The organism is Spirosoma flavus, from assembly GCF_054778555.1.
Genome location: NZ_BAAGZL010000005.1, coordinates 347,806 through 366,268, shown reverse-complemented (window position 1 = coordinate 366,268; position 18,463 = coordinate 347,806). Strand labels below are relative to the sequence as shown.

The window sequence follows — 18,463 nt, the reverse complement described above, 5'->3', positions numbered from 1 at the left end:
AGCGGCAGCAACGTATCACGAGAGCGGCTGGGGCGGTGGTGTCCCGGCCGGTTTTGATTTATCCTGAGGTAGCGGTACAAATTCCTCGTTATCGTTCGGCGGCAAAGCAATACGTCCGGCCTCCCAATCGGCTTTGGCCTGTTCGATACGTTCCTTTCTTGACGAAACGAAGTTCCACCAGATGAATCGTTCGCCCAGCGGTTCGCCACCAAGCAGCATGATGGTGGATGTTTCAACAGCAGATATAACCGGGTCAATACCGGGTGTAAAAACGAGCAGTTGTCCGGAACCGTATCGATTGCCATTTACTTCCACGCTTCCTTTTGCTACGTAGGCACCCCGCTCAGTATAGCCCAGCGGTAAACCAAAACGAGTACCCGCCTGCAACACCACGTGTGCATAAAACAAAGGCGAATGCGTTTTCACCTCATTTCGCAAGCCAAACGCATTACCAGCAATGAGCCTCATCCAGACACCTTTATCCGTAAAAATGGGAAGTTCGTGCGGTTGATAGTTATCAAATGTCGGAGCCGATTCTTCGTCGGCTTCGGGTAGCGCTACCCAGGTCTGAATCATTTCCAACGTACCACCTGCCAACGTAGCGGGATCTTCGAAGCGTTCGGAGTGGGCAATACCGCTGCCAGCAGTCATCCAGTTCACTTCGCCGGGCCGAATAATCTGCTGAACACCCAGACTATCGCGATGGGTTACCTGTCCGTCAAAAAGATAACTCACCGTCGAAAGTCCGATGTGTGGATGCGGTAATACGTCCATGCTGGAGATTCGCTCGGGCACCAAACTGACCGGCCCACCATGATCCATGAAGATAAACGGTCCCAGCATCCGGCGTAATCGGTACGGCAAAATCCGTCGGACATTAAATCCATTACCCAATGAAGCTGGTCGTGCATCAATAACGAGGTCTAACATAATAAGTCTTTCATGGGGTTTCACTTGATGAAATATCCCTAATTTACAAACTAATTAACGCTCAGCGGATTGGTAAATCTGTTCCACGATAGCCTGTAGCTTAGCGCCTTGCTCGGCCGTACAAACATTCGACGGTTTGCCATCGCAGGCATCCAGAAAAGCAGCTGTATTTTTAAGTTGACTATCAATTTCTTCCAGAAATGGAAACTGAATATCGGCCAGTTCGCCCGCCAGTTCGGTATGCAACGAAAATGGGAACAACGTAGCACCGCCTTTGCTGCCAAAAATTTCCAGATTTCGCTCTTTTTCGGCCTGCATATTCAGTGCAAATGAAGCCGACAGCATAATTGATGCTTTATTCGGAAACGAAAGGTAAGCCGTTGCGCCATCTTCTACCTCGAACGTAGCAGGATTCCAGTCGCCCAACAACCCTTTACCGCCGGTTTTTCCAATGAAATCATACGTATTACCCACTACCTGACTTGGTGTAGCGTAATCGAGCGCATGGAGAGCCAGATCCAGTACGTGTACGCCAATATCCATAAGCGCTCCCCCACCCTGCATGGATTTGTTCGTAAAATAACCCCAGCCCGGAATTCCCCGCCGACGCAAAAAATTCGCTTTGATATGATAAATATCTCCCAACAGACCATCAGCTTTACAGCGCATAAGCAGCGTCCACTCGCTGGCTTGACGTAGCTGAAAATTGTAGGCAAGCATTAACCCTTTCTGAGCGGCTAAGTCGGCCATTTCCCGTGCGTTCTGGGCATTCAGAGCCGGTGGTTTTTCACAGAAAACGTGACAACCATTCGACAGGGCTTCCATAGTTTGCGGATAATGCAGGTTGTTGGGCGTGCAGATAACCACTACGTCGGGAGAACATTCCTGGTACATTTTGCCGGTATTGTCGAAAGCATGGACAATACCATGTTTATCGGCCAACGCCATGGTTTTGGCAAGATCACGGCCGCAAACGGCAACAAGGTCAACCTGTTCGGTGAGTTGTTTGAGAGCGGGAATGTGGTTTTTATCGGCGATATTGCCTCCGCCAATGATGGCTACTTTGCGTTTAGACATGCCGTAAAGAAAGCGAAAATTTATGTTCTGCTGACTACCTCAGCGATACAATTGCTTACTTGCAGCGTCACTATGAAAATTTTACTTGCTCCCGATAAATTTAAAGGTTCGCTGACGGCTTCTGAGGTTTGTGCCGCTATGAACCGTGGCATCCTGCGAGCCGATCCAACCATCCAGACGGTAGCCGTTCCAATGGCCGACGGGGGCGAAGGCACGGCTGACGTATTAACAAGGGCTACTCAGGGCCAGTGGCAGACAATACGTGTTCAGGACCCGCTGGGAAGGCCCATTGAAGCCGGTTATGGGGTTTCCGGTGATGGAGAAACGGCATTCATCGAAATGGCGCAGGCTTCCGGTTTAAGGCTGTTGAAAACGTCTGAATATGACCCATATCAGGCCAACACGCATGGCACTGGCGAACTGATTCGCCATGCAATACAAACGGGAGTTCGACGGATAGTGCTGGGAATTGGCGGCAGTGCTACCAACGATGCGGGCACCGGCATGGCTTCCGCATTAGGTTGGGAGTTTCGCGACGAAGCTGGTCAGTCGCTACGTCCCTGCGGAGGTAATCTGGGGCAGATACACACCATTATTCCGCCTAACGATTCCTGGAAATGGCCCGTAGACGTAGCCTGCGACGTAACCAATCCGCTGGTAGGGCCGCAGGGCGCTACGTATATCTATGGCCCGCAAAAGGGCGCGCAACCTGACGATTTGCCGGTATTAGACGCGGGAATGAAGCACTTTGCTAACGTAGTAAAAAGCTCGTTCGGCGTCGATCTGGCGCATGTGCCCGGCGCTGGCGCAGCTGGTGGACTAGGCGCAGGTGCCCTATTTTTTTTAGGTGGGAAACTTACCGAAGGTGTCAATCTTATCATTCGCCACACTCGCTTAGCCGAGCTGGTAGCCGATGTAAATCTGGTGATAACCGGCGAGGGACGTATTGATAACCAGACGCTTCAGGGAAAATTGATTGCGGGTATCGTGCAATTGGCTCGGTCGCGACAAATTCCAGTCGTAGCCTTATGCGGTTCGTTGCAACTTACGCCTGACGAACTGGATGAGCTTGGACTAACCAGCGCTTTTTCTATTATGCCCAGCCCTGTTCCGTTAGACGACGCACTAGCCAATGCAGCTACGTATCTCGAACGTACTACGTTTCAGGTAATGCGGCTTTTCAATGGCAAATTCTAATATTTTTTCTCATTGATTTTCAGTGCGATAATATCAAAAAGGATTATCGCACTGAAAAATCTATTTCCCCATCCACTTCTTAAACTCGGTGGCCCGTTCGCGGCTCACCAGTACTTCTTCATCGGCGGCTGGTTTCAGGGTCAGTTTTAGTTTGTTGTTGAAATAGGGGTGAATCTGCTGCACAGCGTTAATGTGTACGATAAACTGCCGGTTAGCCCGGAAAAACTGGCTGGGGTCCAGCATGTTTTCCAGTTCGTCGAGGGGGTAATCGAGCGAGAATTTCTGATTCGTGGTGGTGCGGAACAGACTAACACCTTCTTCAGAATAGAAAAACGCAATGTCGCTCACTTCAACCGGCACCCATTGTTGCAGGTGTTTCACCAGAAAACGACGCCGGTAGTCGGCGGGCTGGATTTGCTGACGAAGTTGTTGCACTAGCGCATCAATATCGACTGGCCCAACGTCGTTACTACGTGTTTCCACCGAATCGCCATTACTATTCCCTTTTGTCCGCTTGTATTTCGCCAGACTGGCTTCGAGTTCATGTCGCTTGATGGGTTTCAGCAGGTAGTCGATACTGTTTACCTTAAAGGCTTTCAGTGCGTACTCATCGTAGGACGTAGTAAAAATCACCGGAGCGCCAACGGTGGTCTGCTCAAAAATTTCAAAGCTCTGCCCATCCGCTAATTCTATATCCATCAAAATAAGATCAGGCGCCAGCGGTTTTCCGGGACCATTGGCCGTAAGCCAGGCCACTGATCCCCGTACACTGGCCTCCGTCCCAACAATCTGAACGGTTGGATCGACATCCTGCAGGAGTTTTGTCAGTTTACGAACCGCCAGTTCTTCATCTTCAATCAGTAATACGTTCATCGGGGCAAGAGGTTAAGGCCAGTAGTTGATTTCAATTATCAAATTAATACGTAGGAGGGCGTATCTGCAATGCCCAACCAAGATAGATCGTCAAAATATATAGTCGAAACGGTAGGAACAGCGGATGAATTGTCATTCGACTTCTTCCATTTATAGGCTTGAAATCCGCTAAAGGGCCTAAAATGAGCGAATTGTGCAGCTAATATCCTCATCCGGTTGATAGCGCACTTTATTCATTTCAACAGTTCAGAATGCCGCTTCAACCACAACACAACTGGTGTAGGAGCCATCGATTATCAGTTTTGTGCCGGTTAGTACACGCAACCATTCTCTTTCAAAACCAACAAATACCATGAAAAAAATTGCTAAAATTACGGGTCTCGTACTTGCCGGCGTCGTACTGCTGCTGGCGGGTTTCTGTACCTATGTGGCTATTGTCGGAGCCCCGACTTACGACCCTCCTACCATTCCTGAAGTGACGGTCGAACGTACCCCCGCCCGCGTGGCACGGGGTGAAGTGATTGCCCAGATTCAGTGTATGTCGTGCCACGCCAACAAAGACAACCGCCTGACCGGCAAATATCTGGCGGAGGTTCCGGCCATGTTCGGGAAATTGTATTCCAAAAATATCACCCAGGACAAAGAAAAAGGCATTGGTAATTGGACCGACGGCGAACTGATGTACTTTCTACGTACCGGCCTTCGCCGTGATGGTACGGCGGGCGGTATCATGCCGCAGTATCCTAACATGGCCGACGAAGATTTAAAATCAGTCATTGCGTGGCTCCGTTCTGATCGCTTGCCTGTTCAGCCTACCAAGGAAGAAGCGCCCGCTTCTGAACTCAGTTTTGTATCGAAACTGCTGATGAACACCCTGATAAAGCCCATCCCATTTCCTGCAAAAATGATTCCCCTACCTGATAGCGCCGATCAGATCGCGTTGGGACGTTATACGGCGAATGCCATTGGCGATTGCTACGCGTGTCACTCCGCCGACCTTATTGACCAGGACAAAATAACTCCCGAAAAAACGAAAGGATTTTACGGAGGTGGCATCGAGATGGTCGGTGAAGGCGGAGAGAAAATCTTAACGGCCAACCTGACTTTCGACGATAAAACTGGCCTTGGCCACAAATACACAAAAGAGCAGTTTATCAAGGCTGTGAAAGGGGGCGTACGGCCGGATGGCAGCATTTTGAAGTACCCGATGGAGCCTAAGCTATCGCTGTCGGACCAGGAAGTGGGGGCTATTTACGAATACCTGAAAACGGTGCCTAAGATTCAAAACGACATCGATCAGAAAAAAGCCGCCCTTCAATTGGCTGAAAAGTAACCCATTATTCGTCATTCATCACTTCCAGATTCAACCTCCTTTTCTCATGAAAACGATATTTCCTACGTTCCTCGCAGTGGCTACGTTGCTTTGGCTGGCCGCCCGCCCAACCGACGTAATGACAGATCTGCAACTATCTACCGAACATTTGCAGAATCAGGTCATGTATCAGCTTACTACCCAAAACGCTACGTTCGACCTGCCGTATAAAACCCGCCGGATTGGTCGGCAGTTATCTGCCGAAGCGCGGACCTCGGCGGTGCGGGCAATGGTTGCAGTGCTACGTACCTATGTAAAATCGCAGGATTTCCGGGCCCGCTACGATCAGCAGATGCGTAGCAAATACCAGGTCAGCGACCAGCAAACGCAGGATGCTAAACTGGCCGAAAAAACGACAATGAACGACGTACAGTCAGTTGCTAACCAGCAGGTTGCGCAAACAAACGCTATGTTCGCTCAGATGCCCGCTTCTACGTTGGCAATGATGCTTCAGCAACAGATGATGCAGTTTCAGCAACAGATGGCTACGGTTAGTGCTCCCGAAAAAGCAGCCATCGCCCGTGATCTGGCCGTATTACGTCAATTACAGCCAATGGCCAGCGCAAAACCCGCCGAATTTAAAACGCAGTATCTGGCGTTCATGAATCGCTACATGGCTCAGCAAATGAATAAAGGGCTTGAGAATGAGGAAGAAAAGCTGGCCGAGCATAAAGCCAATGCGGCCGACTATCGTACTCGCCTGGCGGAGTACAACGCGAATTCAAACCCGGATTTAGCAATAAAAAAACGACTTCAGGCTTTCGTTACGTTGGCAGAATCCGTTGATTTTGACGCTAAAGTATTGCCGCAGGGCAGTAAGATGGAGTTCGCGCGGGCCGATTACCGCAACCAATCGGACGAGTGGAAATTATTATATCGTATTGGCCGTGAACCCGTTATGGCTGCCCACGACCTAGCACGTACCTGGCTGAGCGAGTTGAAATAATTTCCTCCACTAAAAACACTACGGTTTTCGTCGCCTGGCGACTTAATGTTTGTAGTAGAATGAGCTTTTCGACTACAGGCATTAAGTCGCCAGGCGACGATCATCTTAACCCTTATAGATCTCAAACGATGGCATTTGCTACTAAAATTATTCAGAATCCGAAAACCGGACAACGATTACGATTCATACGAACTAGTAAGGATACAAACGGTCAATTACTTGAGATGGAGTCCTTGTACCGGGCGCATAGCACAGAACCTGTTCCTCATTACCACCCAAATCAGACAGAAGATTTTACGGTTTTGGCGGGTGAATTAACGGTACGTATGGATGGACAGACGAGCGTACTACGTCCGGGTGATACGCTGCACGTTCCGGAAAATACCGTTCATTCGATGTGGAATGCGTCAGATGCCGATACCGTTGTAAACTGGCAGGTTCGTCCGGCATTAAACACCGAAGCGTTTTTCGAAACAACATTCGGTTTGGCTGCTGATGGAAAAGTCGGCGAAAACGGAATGCCGCCGTTTTTGCAGACGGTTGCACTGGCTCGCCATTTTTCGAACGTATTTCGATTGGCAAAACCACCCCAAGCAGTTCAGCAACTAGTATTTGGGCTACTGTCGCCCGTAGCGCGTCTGGTGGGTTATAAGCCCGTATACCCAAAATATTTGGACTAACTTCTACCAATTCAGTACATTTTGCGAGTCAAGAATCGGCCCGGCTTTTCCCACTTATAGCGAAAGGCCGGGCTTTTATACATCATAGTTCAGACTTCATACATCAACTCGCATCTAGTTTCTGACACAATTGCCCAACCAGAAAAGCCACTTCATCGGTGGCTTTTACCGTTTCAGGCACTATGCCCTTCATGGCCTGTATCGGAGCTAATAATTTTGTCAGCGTAAACAACAAACCCCGCGGCAGCGGCCTCTTTTCATGAAACCAACAACACAAATCCTCAATCTCCGCGTACAACCCGTTATCGATGTTGTCATTACCAAATGGCTTATTGTACTCGCAATGGCAAGCCTGTTTTTTCTGACGGGATGTAAAAAAGAAAATGACGTAACACCCGTCGGCACCATTACGGCTAATGCCGGCCCTGACCAGCAAGTACAAGTCGGTCAACAAGTTACGCTCGATGGCTCGGCCTCGATCGACAATCAGGGCAAGCCACTCTCCTACCAGTGGAACATGCTACGTAAACCCGCCAAAAGTACGGTTACGCTCACTGGATCAACTACCTTTAAGCCGACGTTTAAACCCGATGAAGTGGGCGAATACGAAATGGAACTGACGGTAACGAGTGCCACCGGCAAAAGCACTGATAAAGTTATCGTAGCCGCATCTGTTGCCGAACCGCTCGCCATTACAGCCAGCATCACCGTTAAAACCAACCTGGTTGATCGAGTGCTGAATCCTGAACTACCCGATTACATTGTCACAAAAAACATCGACGTTAACAACGAACTCACCATCAACCCCGGTGTGGTCATTGCCTTCGAGCGCGACGTACGTATCAACGTGAACGACAATGGCGGTATCCTCATCGCCAAAGGTACCCCTGAGCAGAAAATCAAGTTTGTCGGTGTGCAAAAAACCAAAGGCTACTGGGTTGGGATGGCGCTGTACTCGGGTAGTAACGTCAACGTACTGGAAAATGTTGAGGTGATGCATGCAGGCAGCCGTACCATTTATAGCACCACCAAATCTGCCTTGTTTGTCAGCGGCAGTAAAGCACAGATATCATTGAAAAACACACTGTTTGCGCAGAACGATGGCTATGGTCTATACGTTTATGACGGCGGTTTGCTGAGTGAATTTTCGAAAAATGCCTTTACCAACAATACCGAAGCTGGTCTGATGATCGACGCGGCAAACGTACCGAAGCTGGACGAAGCCTCTACATTCGGTGGTGGCAACGGGCGTAACGTAGTGGAAGTAACGGCGTCGGCCATTGCCAAAAGCGCCAACGAAATTGTCTGGACTAATTTCGCCGACAAAACGCCTTATCGCATCAATGGTGAGCTGACCGTAAACGCGGGCTGGAAACTTAATCCGGGTGTTACGCTGGAAATGAACCGCGACGCCGTGATACGTATCAACACCGATGGCTACATCAGCGCAAAAGGTACTGCTACCGAGAAAGTTGTCTTTACTGGAGCAACCCGTTCGGCCGGTTTCTGGCGTGGTCTGATCTGCTACTCGCAGGATAGCAAAAACCTACTGGAAAATGCAGAAGTGAGTTATGCAGGCAGCAACGCCATTGTTTCGGGCAAAAAAGCGAACGTAGCGATCTACGGCACGCGGGCTGCCATGACCATCAAAAACACACGTATCAGCGGCAGCGGTGGCTACGGAGTTTATGTCGCTTACGGCGCTTCGGCCAACACCGACATCAACACAACCAATACCTTCGACGCCAACGCGCAAACTAACGTAATGATTGAGAAGTAGTTGCATAGGCATTCTGTCGTGCTGACGAAGCCGGGCCGCCGAATCAAAAGTATCTTAAAGTATCCTAACTGAAGCGTTTGGAAATCTTAAGGTGCTTTTGATTCGGCGGACCAGTCAGCACGACAGAATGCTCATGTTAGGTAGGATAACGTTCTGTAGTTGAGTTTTTAACAAATTTATTTTTCAGATTCCGCCGACGATAAGCTATCCCAGCTGCATTAAAATGTCCGTAGAATCTTGATTTCTCGTTACGCCAATGACGTTCCAGTTATGGGGAGCCGTTTTTACAGGTATGGTCCTGTCTATCATGCTGCTGAACGTAGTGCAGTGGACAACGTACCGCGACCGTAGCCACGGCCTGTACACGCTCTACATGCTCGCCTGGCTCTTTTATTTTGGCTTACGGGTATCGGTTTTCCGGGAGTGGTTTTCCGATGAAACCAATTATTTCGTTCGGGGAGCTGCGCCAATGGGCGCTTATTACGTCTATTTCGATTTTGCCGACGCCATTCTGGACCTGCGTCGTCGGCTGCCCCGTTTCTTTAAACACTTGCAGTACGTAAAAATTGGCCTCGTTGCCTATGTACTTTGGCAAATAGCCCTTTGCTACGTATTACCCTGGTCGCCAGTCGTTTATGAGTTCTGGTTTATCGTTATGCGGCTGGCTATGGCTGTGGTGGGTGTTTATGGCATCCGGCAGATGATGAGTCTGGGCGACCCTGTTTCCCGCGCTTTTGCAACCGGTACTATTTTTCTGCTTACCGGTGGACTGGCATCCATGTTTATGTCGTTTATTAATTCCGATGGCAACTGGGAAGGTCCATTCTGGAAAGTTTCACCCACCTACATGCAGATTGGTATCATTGCGGAACTAGTCTGTTTTTCGCTGGGACTGAGCTACCGACAGCGGCAGGCGGCCGTACGTAGCGCAATGGTTGAGCAGGAACTCACCCACGAACGCGCCCAACACCATCGCAACCAGCTCGAAGCAGAACTGGCGATGCAACGACTCGAAAAAGAAAAAACCGAAGTACAGATTCGGGCGCTACAAGCCCAGGTAAATCCTCATTTTCTGTTCAATAGCCTCAATTCGCTCAGTGCGCTAATCGACGACGACCGTCAGCAGGCCAGCCTGTTTCTCGACGAATTGAGTTCGGTGTACCGCTATTTGCTACGTGCCAACGACCAGGTACTGACCACGTTGGGCACCGAACTGGCCTTCATACAATCGTACTGCCATCTTTTAAAAACCCGTCATGGCGAAGCGCTACGTATTCTCCTTCACGTTTCCCCGGAGATGCTAAATCGGCAACTTCCTCCCCTTAGCTTGCAACTACTGGTTGAAAACGCCGTCAAACATAACGTAGCATTACCGAATCAACCGCTTACTATAGCTATTGGCACGAACTGCAACAATCAGTTACTGGTACGTAATAACGTCCAGCGGAAAGTGGTTCGGGTAAATTCACCGGGGGTCGGGCTTGCCAACATTTGGTCAAAATATGAGATGCTCAATCAGCTTTCGCCCAGCATCAGCGAGGAAAATGGGCAGTTTGTAGTAACGCTACCGCTGATTGGCTAACCTTGTCAATCAGCGTTTTATTCAAATACTAGTCAACCGTTTGCAATTCAAAGCGCTGAACGGGTCTATCGATAAGCAGTCGATAAGCAAATGAGTGAGTCGGGTGATTGATCTTGAGGTAATAGATTCCACTTTTCAACTCCTGAAGATTCAGCGCGCATTTGTAATTCAAATTGGCAAATGCGCCTTGAAAATACGTCTTTCTGTCGTCGTCTTCCAGTGTTATGTTACTGATACATTTCTTTGACTGTGCACAGTGAATTACTAGTTTACCAGCCTGATCGACATATGGGTCGACAAAAAATACGGCTTCACCCCGCTTTATGTAGGACTGTTTAAGGCTTTTTCCGCTCGCAGGTATTACATAGGTCATCGGGCCTTCCGACAAATCGATCTGATTTTCTGGCAGATAAGCAGTAGCGAGAATGCGATTGTTAACCAGATTCGCCAACAGTACGTCCAAAGCCCGCTGCGTCTGTCGGTTCAAATGCCAAACGTTCTGTGGAAGTGGTTCCTGGTAAAGTAACTGGTGGCGGGCATTGTAAAACTGGACTATTGGCGTTTGATCGGCAAAGTCGGCACGTAGTTTCCAATAGGCGCGCGCCGAGTCAGGTTGGGCATAAGTCTCTGTCGACTGTGCCTTTGCGGAGTAACATAGCGTCAGAGGATTGACCATCGATACCACAAGCAGGATAATTCTCATCGATTTGTTGTTTACAGCGTGTGAATGCTTTTGCTGCTACGTTCAACTGCTGTGCCATCTTCTAAAATCAGGCTCTAGAGCCTGCAATAAGCCTTTTCACTACGTAACGCTGTCCAGAATCGGACGTAGTGGTGTCCGGTTTAACGACATCCTTATGTTGTTTCAACCCCGTTTTTTACCGTTTCAAGGATTTCCCAGCTGGCTACTTTACTTTCTATTGCTTTCTTCGGGGTTTCTCGCATGACTACCTAAAATCGGTACGAAGCCGACCGGTAAGCATAGGACAAGGTCATTTTTTGAACGTATCAGATTTTATAAGCTGCTTTTCATATATAATTCGCTGACGCTTATCTTTACTAAAAATGCCCAACCTTCCTCGTCTTGACTAACGTGAATGATAAATGGCTGCGCATCGTTGGCATTACGATGCTGCTGATGGTTAGCGTTGTCAGCAATGGTTTTCATAGAAAGCCGCTGACGAGTGAAATTCTGTTGCGGATTCTCATCAGCTTTATTTCCATTACCATTACCTGGCACATCATCCGAGCCCTCATTTTTCATTTTCGGCAGAAGTATTTTTCCCGCCGGCATGTTTTTAAACGGCTCATTCTCACGTTCATAACAGGTAGCATCGCCACCACAATAATCATCTGGATTACAGCCGCTCTTCGATACCTGGTTATATACGGGGATCTGGCTAATTTTCGAAGTACCGGACAAAGTGCCAGCGTTACGGTCAATAACATGACCATTTCCTTCAATATGTTCGGCTTCGACTTTGTACAGGCCGCCACCAATTTTATTTTCTTTCAAGTCATTTACGAAGCCCTATTTTTTGCCCGTGATTCAAGGCAGTACCAGCAAAAACTGAAACAGGCCGAACAGGAACAGGAAAAGTTACGTGTGGCCAATCTGCAGAGCCAGCTCGATACGCTCAAGCAGCAGGTAAATCCGCATTTTCTGTTCAACAGCCTCAACGTACTGGATTCGCTCATTGAAGATGACCCCAGGCAGGCACGCGTTTTTCTGGAAGAACTAAGTACGGTTTATCGATACTTACTACGTGCCAATGAACAGCACCTGACCGACCTCGGCACCGAGCTTGATTTTATTCACTCGTATTATCATTTGCTGCGAACCCGCCATGGACCGGCGCTTCAGCTCAACGTAATGATCGATGAACGGTATCAGTCCTACCGACTGCCGCCTTTAACGTTGCAGTTACTCATTGAAAACGCCGTGAAACATAACATCATTCTGCCGGATCAACCGCTGCACATCGATATTTTTACCGACGAAGAATCCCGATTACAGATACGTAATAATGTGCAGCGTAAAACGATGCGGGTAGTATCAAACGGCGTGGGGCTGACGAACATTCTGACCAAATACAAGATGCTGGACCAACCAGCACCCATCATCAGTGAAAAAGACGGCCAGTTTTTGGTAACCTTATCATTGATTGAAACGGTCGTTCACCAGACGTAACTCGCCCTCGGCCGCTGCTGTGGAGTACCTTACCAAATCTGACTTTACCATTATAATTACCTGACGCTGTGCTGTGAGAACCTTTAACGATAGGACGTTACGTATCATAGGCCCGTTCATTCTGTTTCTGGTGGGTACCCTGTTTTTTCGCATGAACTGGTACCTGGAGCTTTCGTCGCATAGCCTGGTACGTTCCGATATTATTGCGTTAGCGGCTGGCTACACCTGCTGGAACCTAACCCGATGGGTTACGCTACGTTTACAGAAACAGTTTCCAGGACTGGCTAATACTCGCTACCGAATTATCTGGATGGGCGCTTTGCTACCGGTGCTGGTCAACTTTGCGTGGTCTATTCGGCAGCTCGGGCATTTGGCGCTCAACAATACACCTCAACTTTCGGAGTCCATTTCCGGTTACACCTATGCAATTGGCATCCAGATTTTTTACCATTGTGTATATTTTGTGATTTACGAGGGTAGCTACGATCTCCGGGCCTGGCAATATGCCTACGAGCAAAATGAGCAACTCAAAAAGAACAAACTCAAACACCAGCTCGATACATTAAAGGCGCAGATCAACCCGCATTTTCTGTTCAACAGTCTCAACTCGCTATCGATGCTGATTCACGATAACCCGAAACAGGCCGAAGCGTTTGTCGATGAAATCAGTAGTGTGTACCGGTATCTGCTACGTGCCAACGACCAGGCGCTCACTACGTTGGCGCAGGAAATTCAGTTCATTAAATCGTATTTCCAACTGCTGAAAACCCGTTATGGCACCAGCATAAATCTCCGGATCGACGTAGCAGATGGTTGTTTAGATTGTCTTATTCCGCCCTTAACTCTGCAACTGCTGGTCGAAAATGCAGTGAAGCATAACATCATGTTGCCCAGTAGCCCATTAGTCGTTGAGATTACCATACAGGGCAGGTCGCTGGTGGTTCAGAACAACTTACAGCGAAAAAATACGCCTGTGTTGTCGAATCAGGTGGGTTTGGCCAATATTTCGACAAAATACCGACTACTGGGTCAGACCAACATTAGTATTCGGGAAGATAATGGTCAATTTACGGTTGTGCTTCCCCTCCTGAGCGCTAAACCCGAAACGAACGTACTATCATGAAGCCCATAAATGACACCAAATTGCGGGTGCTGGGGCCGATTGGTCTCTATATGTTTGTGAGCTTTTTTTTCCGGCTTGAGCTTTATCAGGAACTCCCGTTACGTGCCCTGCTCGTGAATTTTCTGGTAGCCCTGCCTTCCGGAATTCTTTGCTGGAACCTTGCTCGCTGGGTGGTGCTACGTTTGCAGAAACAACATCCGGGCTTAGCCAATACGCGTGTGCGACTGTTGTGGCTATCGGCCCTGTTGCCCGTTTTGGTTGGGTTTGCCTGGCTGCTTCGGCATGTTGTCCGCTACGTTATTTCTGGTACGTTTGTTCCCTACACTACCCCCGTTGAACTGAGCCGCAACCTCGGCATCCAGATTTTTTACCATTTCATTTATTTCGTGGTTTATGAGGGGTGGTACATTATGCGGCACTGGCAGCAGGAAACTATCGAAACGAGCGCTCTGGAAAAAATATCGCTGCAAAGCCAGCTTACGTCCCTTCAGCATCAGGTAAATCCACATTTTCTGTTCAACAGCCTCAATTCGCTGTCGTCGCTGATTGGTGAAAATCCGGTACGTGCCGACGAGTTTCTGGACGAACTGACGGCCGTTTTCCGTTACCTGCTTCAGGCCAGCGAACATCAGCTGGTTCCGCTACGTAATGAAGTGAGTTTTATTCAGTCGTACTTTCACCTACTCCAGACCCGGTATCAGTCCGGACTGAAACTGGAATTAAGCATTGATAAGACGCTGGAATCGCTGCTGGTGCCGCCCCTAGCTCTTCAGGTACTAGTTGAAAATGCGGTACGTTATAACATCATTCTGGCCGACCAGCCTTTACACATACATATTTACACGACTCCCGACCAGCGGTTGTACGTAGCGAATACGTTGCAGCGTAAAAACCTCCGTGTAGAAGTAGACGGTGCCGGTCTCACTAATCTGGCTGCCCGCTACAAACTGCTGAATGAAGGGGACGTACAGATTGAGGAAACCGACAACTGGTTTATTATCAGCCTGCCGCTGCTGAGTGAAGGAAAACTAGCCGAAGTGGTTTAAACCAATTAATTAGCCATGATGAAACGAATGCTCTTAGCGCTTACCTTGATGGCATTACAGGCTGGTTGTGGCGATACAAGTTGTGAAAACGAAGCAGACAGTTATCGTGATCGTGAATGTGCCATTAAAGTGGCAACAAGCGAGTTTAGCGGGCGCTGGTTTATGATTGAAGGTACGAACGTACGGAATGGTCATCAGAATAAATTTGCTGGAATGGGAAGTTGGTATCCTGAGTTTAGCAAATTCATCAAAACCGGCGATACGGTGATCAAGCATAAGAACGAGCTTGTGTTCTACGTCCACAAAAAAGATACGCTTCTGACATTCCCGTATAAATGCAATGGTCAGATTATTGAGTAACGTAGCGGTTTTCTCATCCTGACGAAGAAAGGATTCTAATGTTCCTACTAGGAGTGTCAGGGTATCTTACTATTCTTCCATCGTCTGGATGCTAACATTACGTACCACAGACGATAAGCGCACTTCATCCCCCGCTTTTGACAGTTCAACGGATTTACCTTGATTGTCGATACGTATTCCCCGAATTTTGGCTTCGTAAACAACAACACTATCAGACATATTGGGGCCCGATAAACTCTTTTTTACTAATGAAAATCCTTGACATTGAACTCCACACCACTAACCTCGACGCCACACGTCTTTTCTACGTTCGCCGACTGGGTTTGCCGATGTTGTCACAATCGACCAATCACCTGACGGTGCTAATTGGCTGGACCCGCCTGACGTTTCGATTGGTTAATCATCCGGTGGCGCCATACCATCTGGCAATCAACGTACCGCGCGAGTCGCTTGAAGTGGTGATGTACTATTTCGATTTGGCTTATTTATCGACGCAGGCCCCCGGCAAAACCATCGCTGATTTTACCGACTGGCGAGCCAAAGCCTGTTATTTCTACGACAGCACTGGCAACCTCCTCGAATTTATCGCCCGCACGGATTTAAGTCTTGACGACCCCAATCTGACGTTTACGGATCTGTTTCAGGGCGTGAGTGAAGTAGGTTTAGCCTCGGAGGACGTAACGCACACGTCCGAGCAAATCCGCAATCGGTTTGGGGTTTTGCAGTTTACTAAATCGACACCGCAAGCTGAATTTAACGCACTGGGCGATGATAACGGTCTCTTTATTCTGTCGAAGGTTGGCCGAAAATGGCTCTTTACGGATACGGCTGCCGGCCTGAATCACTGCCGGGTTCAGTTCATCAGCAAGCCAGGTGGAGCGATACAGGAATTGTATTCCTACGAAGTCAATCGGCTTCCAATGCGTAAATCGGCGGCTGGTTTTGCCTCCACTACGTCCAATCGCGCCGGAACCGTTACGTACTGATTTAACGAATAACGTCTGACAATCAGCCAGTATCCATTATTCGTTAAAAATCCCTAATCAACTCAGGCCTATAAGCCGGGTTCTGTCCTCCCGTCACTACGACGGAATGGCTTATCATTTATCTGGGATGCCGGTCACCCGACACCTCGTTCGACCTACCCGCGTTGGGTCCACCTTTCGGTTTGTGGCGACGAGCAGCCGCGCGCCAACGCTTATTTGGTCTTTCAGCCCCTAAGGGTTACCGTGCCCCGTTGGTCGCCCAACGAGCGGTAGGCTCTTACCCCACCGGTTCGCCCTTACCAGATTTAAAGGCGAAAGAGTGAATGAGTGAAAGAGTGAAAGGCTAGCACAGCCAATTCACTCTTTCACTCTTTCGCCCTTTCACTCTTTAATTTTGGCGGTATATTTTCTGTTGCCCTGTCTGTCGAACGGCCGTTCCCAGCCGTCCGCCTTCCCGTTAGGAAGTAGGGTGCTCTGCGCTGCCCGGACTTTCCTCATCCGATTACTCGGACGCGATAAGCCAGCCTGAGTTGTTTAGGGACATCAAAGATACGTCTGTCAACGCGTTTTATCGCTTTTCTAGGAATGTGTACCAATAAAAAACTCCCGGAATCAGTAGTAGGGTTACGTCAACCGGGAGTTTAACTGTCAATTCAGGCTGTTATTGTTTTGGATTTTTGGTTGGTGCACTACCGGCGGCCGGTGCGTTGTACGCGATCTCGTTATCAGGCACATCCCAGTAATCCAGGTAGCCATAAGTGATAGTCGCATTCCGGCTCACAACACCCGTCCGACTTAACGCAACGGCACCCGTCCGACCCGTTTCTAGCAAGCCCCAGCGACGGGCATCGTAGAACGGCAAGCCACGGAATAACAAGCCAATACGCCGTTCGCGACGGAGTTCCTCTTTAGCGGCATCAAGTGTCAGGCTCGTTCCGGCAACGGCTGCCAAACCAGCGCCCTGCGCCTTACGTACTTCATCGATCAGCGCCAGACCATCTTCGATTTTACCAGTGTAAAAAGACGCTTCGGCCTTCATCAACTGGTTTTCTTCGTAGGAGCTGGCCAGGAATAATTCGTAGCCACCTGCGTTTGTGTTCGAGAACGTAATGACTGACGCACTCCCTTCCGAACCAGCCGCTCCACGATTAACCAGGTCAAAACGGGTAAAGAATGCATTCCCCCGCGACGTTTCGCCGATGTAAGCCGAGGTACGCTGTTTGAAGTTATTGGTAAAACGCAGGTCGCCCGCTTTGAAATCCTGGATCAGTCGTTCCGAGATTTTGTAGGTGTTATTGGCACCCGTCGTTTTCGCCGAAACCGTTCCGGTCGTTGGCGCCAGGAAGTCGCCGGTAGCGTTCGAGCGGCCTGTAAATACAAAATCCGCTGCCTGAATACCGGCATTAGTAAGCGTCAGAATGTCCGCCCATTGAGCTGCGGTCATGGCACTAACTCGTGTGTTTACCAGGATATTACGAGCTTTCATCGTGTTGATATTGCGTATCCACATAGCTGGCGTAATCACACCGCCTTTGCCCACCCGGTTAAAGCTCGGAATCAGCCCCTGCATGGACGCCGTATAATCGGCATTGGCTGTCAGCCCACCCAGAATTTTAGAAGCTGCGTCGAAGTTTTTGTTAGCTTCGGCAATCATAGCTTCTTTCGTTACGTAGTTTCCGTTGGTGCCACTCAGGACTTCGCCGTTCGCTTTGTCGTTGATGATCCCCGCGTAATACATAGACCCAATATGTGAATACGCATAGCCTTTCCACCAATAGGCCCAGGCTTTCAGCACACCCTTTTTCGTCTCCGCATCACCGGTGAACGTAACACCGTCAACGTTGGTCAAAATGGTATTAGCCGCGTTGTTCAGGTTATACATATACGCCCACTCGTAATACGTCGAATTCTGAAAACCAGTAGAGTTGACATTGGCCGTGATACGTAGGAAATCAATCTGTTTGTTCGGCGAATTTGGATTGAGCAGAACAGTACCATCATCGAGCGTAACCTGATTGGGTGCCCCAATCTGATTGATAAACACGTTGGCAATGTCTGTTCCGATTACGTCGCCCATCAATTCGTGGTTAGCAATGGTACCCGACCAGAAATAGCCCGGAACGCCATCGTAGTATTTTACATCTTTAAAGCCCGTGAGGTAAAACCCCTGGCCAAAGGAGATCAATCCACTCTCCGTTTTCAGCGCCGGAGACGAAGGCTGGTTGGGGTTCTGAACCTCTAACTGCTCTTTACAGGAGGCCATCAACCCACTGAAAACCAGCGTTAATGCATATATTTTTAACTTATTCATGTTGTCTGT

The 18,463-nt window shown here is 48.9% G+C and carries 17 protein-coding genes and 1 other RNA gene; 11 read left to right on the top strand and 7 right to left on the bottom strand.

Annotated elements, in window-relative coordinates; genetic code table 11:
- Positions 1 to 15 precede the first annotated feature (15 nt).
- Both ACYVF1_RS25320 and ACYVF1_RS25315 read right to left on the bottom strand, forming a co-directional pair.
- Complete coding sequence (locus tag ACYVF1_RS25320; protein ID WP_461084184.1) at positions 16 to 930, bottom strand: pirin family protein; 915 nt, start codon at positions 928 to 930, stop codon at positions 16 to 18.
- A 54-nt stretch (positions 931 to 984) separates the two neighbouring features.
- Positions 985 to 2,007, bottom strand: a complete 1,023-nt coding sequence (locus ACYVF1_RS25315) for a Gfo/Idh/MocA family protein (RefSeq protein WP_461084182.1) — start codon at positions 2,005 to 2,007, stop codon at positions 985 to 987.
- A gap of 72 nt (positions 2,008 to 2,079) precedes the next feature.
- Here ACYVF1_RS25315 and ACYVF1_RS25310 point away from each other — a divergent pair, with 72 nt between their 5' ends.
- Positions 2,080 to 3,204, top strand: coding sequence for a glycerate kinase (locus ACYVF1_RS25310; protein ID WP_461084180.1), 1,125 nt, complete (start codon positions 2,080 to 2,082; stop codon positions 3,202 to 3,204).
- Positions 3,205 to 3,264: 60 nt separating this feature from the next.
- Here ACYVF1_RS25310 and ACYVF1_RS25305 read toward each other — a convergent pair whose 3' ends face one another.
- Entirely contained in the window at positions 3,265 to 4,077 is an 813-nt protein-coding gene (locus ACYVF1_RS25305; protein ID WP_461084178.1) for a LytR/AlgR family response regulator transcription factor, read from the bottom strand.
- 352 nt (positions 4,078 to 4,429) lie between these two features.
- On the opposite strand from ACYVF1_RS25305, the gene ACYVF1_RS25300 reads away from it, so the two are divergent.
- The 5 genes from ACYVF1_RS25300 (at position 4,430) to ACYVF1_RS25280 (ending at position 10,437) form a co-directional block, all read left to right on the top strand.
- The gene (locus tag ACYVF1_RS25300) at positions 4,430 to 5,410 is read left to right on the top strand and encodes a c-type cytochrome (protein WP_461084176.1); all 981 of its coding nucleotides are present in this window, start codon (positions 4,430 to 4,432) and stop codon (positions 5,408 to 5,410) included.
- A 46-nt stretch (positions 5,411 to 5,456) separates the two neighbouring features.
- The gene (locus ACYVF1_RS25295; protein ID WP_461084174.1) at positions 5,457 to 6,395 is read left to right on the top strand and encodes a hypothetical protein; all 939 of its coding nucleotides are present in this window, start codon (positions 5,457 to 5,459) and stop codon (positions 6,393 to 6,395) included.
- Positions 6,396 to 6,523: 128 nt separating this feature from the next.
- A complete protein-coding gene (locus ACYVF1_RS25290) occupies positions 6,524 to 7,075 on the top strand; it encodes a cupin domain-containing protein (RefSeq protein WP_461084172.1) in 552 nt (183 codons plus the stop codon).
- A gap of 259 nt (positions 7,076 to 7,334) precedes the next feature.
- Positions 7,335 to 8,855, top strand: coding sequence for a PKD domain-containing protein (locus ACYVF1_RS25285; protein WP_461084170.1), 1,521 nt, complete (start codon positions 7,335 to 7,337; stop codon positions 8,853 to 8,855).
- 256 nt (positions 8,856 to 9,111) lie between these two features.
- On the top strand, positions 9,112 to 10,437 hold the full coding sequence (locus ACYVF1_RS25280; RefSeq protein ID WP_461084168.1) for a sensor histidine kinase: 1,326 nt from the start codon (positions 9,112 to 9,114) through the stop codon (positions 10,435 to 10,437).
- Between the two features lie 28 nt (positions 10,438 to 10,465).
- Here ACYVF1_RS25280 and ACYVF1_RS25275 read toward each other — a convergent pair whose 3' ends face one another.
- Positions 10,466 to 11,140 (bottom strand): hypothetical protein, encoded by a 675-nt coding sequence (locus ACYVF1_RS25275; protein ID WP_461084166.1) that lies wholly within the window; start codon positions 11,138 to 11,140, stop codon positions 10,466 to 10,468.
- Between the two features lie 390 nt (positions 11,141 to 11,530).
- Here ACYVF1_RS25275 and ACYVF1_RS25270 point away from each other — a divergent pair, with 390 nt between their 5' ends.
- The 4 genes from ACYVF1_RS25270 to ACYVF1_RS25255 all read left to right on the top strand — a co-directional run bounded on the left by ACYVF1_RS25270 (position 11,531) and on the right by ACYVF1_RS25255 (position 15,157).
- Entirely contained in the window at positions 11,531 to 12,628 is a 1,098-nt protein-coding gene (locus tag ACYVF1_RS25270) for a sensor histidine kinase (protein ID WP_461084282.1), read from the top strand.
- Positions 12,629 to 12,701: 73 nt separating this feature from the next.
- Entirely contained in the window at positions 12,702 to 13,751 is a 1,050-nt protein-coding gene (locus ACYVF1_RS25265; RefSeq protein ID WP_461084164.1) for a sensor histidine kinase, read from the top strand.
- Positions 13,748 to 14,797, top strand: coding sequence for a sensor histidine kinase (locus ACYVF1_RS25260; protein ID WP_461084162.1), 1,050 nt, complete (start codon positions 13,748 to 13,750; stop codon positions 14,795 to 14,797). The genes ACYVF1_RS25265 and ACYVF1_RS25260 overlap by 4 nt, the downstream gene beginning before the upstream one ends.
- A 15-nt stretch (positions 14,798 to 14,812) precedes the next feature.
- A complete protein-coding gene (locus ACYVF1_RS25255) occupies positions 14,813 to 15,157 on the top strand; it encodes a hypothetical protein (RefSeq protein ID WP_461084160.1) in 345 nt (114 codons plus the stop codon).
- A 69-nt stretch (positions 15,158 to 15,226) separates the two neighbouring features.
- On the opposite strand, the gene ACYVF1_RS25250 is transcribed toward ACYVF1_RS25255, so the two are convergent.
- The gene (locus ACYVF1_RS25250; RefSeq protein ID WP_461084158.1) at positions 15,227 to 15,376 is read right to left on the bottom strand and encodes a hypothetical protein; all 150 of its coding nucleotides are present in this window, start codon (positions 15,374 to 15,376) and stop codon (positions 15,227 to 15,229) included.
- A gap of 29 nt (positions 15,377 to 15,405) precedes the next feature.
- Between ACYVF1_RS25250 and ACYVF1_RS25245 the strand changes: the two genes are divergently transcribed.
- Positions 15,406 to 16,143 (top strand): VOC family protein, encoded by a 738-nt coding sequence (locus ACYVF1_RS25245; RefSeq protein ID WP_461084156.1) that lies wholly within the window; start codon positions 15,406 to 15,408, stop codon positions 16,141 to 16,143.
- A gap of 55 nt (positions 16,144 to 16,198) precedes the next feature.
- Here ACYVF1_RS25245 and rnpB read toward each other — a convergent pair.
- An RNA gene (gene rnpB / locus ACYVF1_RS25240) (RNase P RNA component class A) lies at positions 16,199 to 16,675 on the bottom strand.
- Between the two features lie 129 nt (positions 16,676 to 16,804).
- Entirely contained in the window at positions 16,805 to 18,454 is a 1,650-nt protein-coding gene (locus ACYVF1_RS25235) for a RagB/SusD family nutrient uptake outer membrane protein (protein WP_461084154.1), read from the bottom strand.
- Between the last annotated feature and the right edge of the window lie 9 nt (positions 18,455 to 18,463).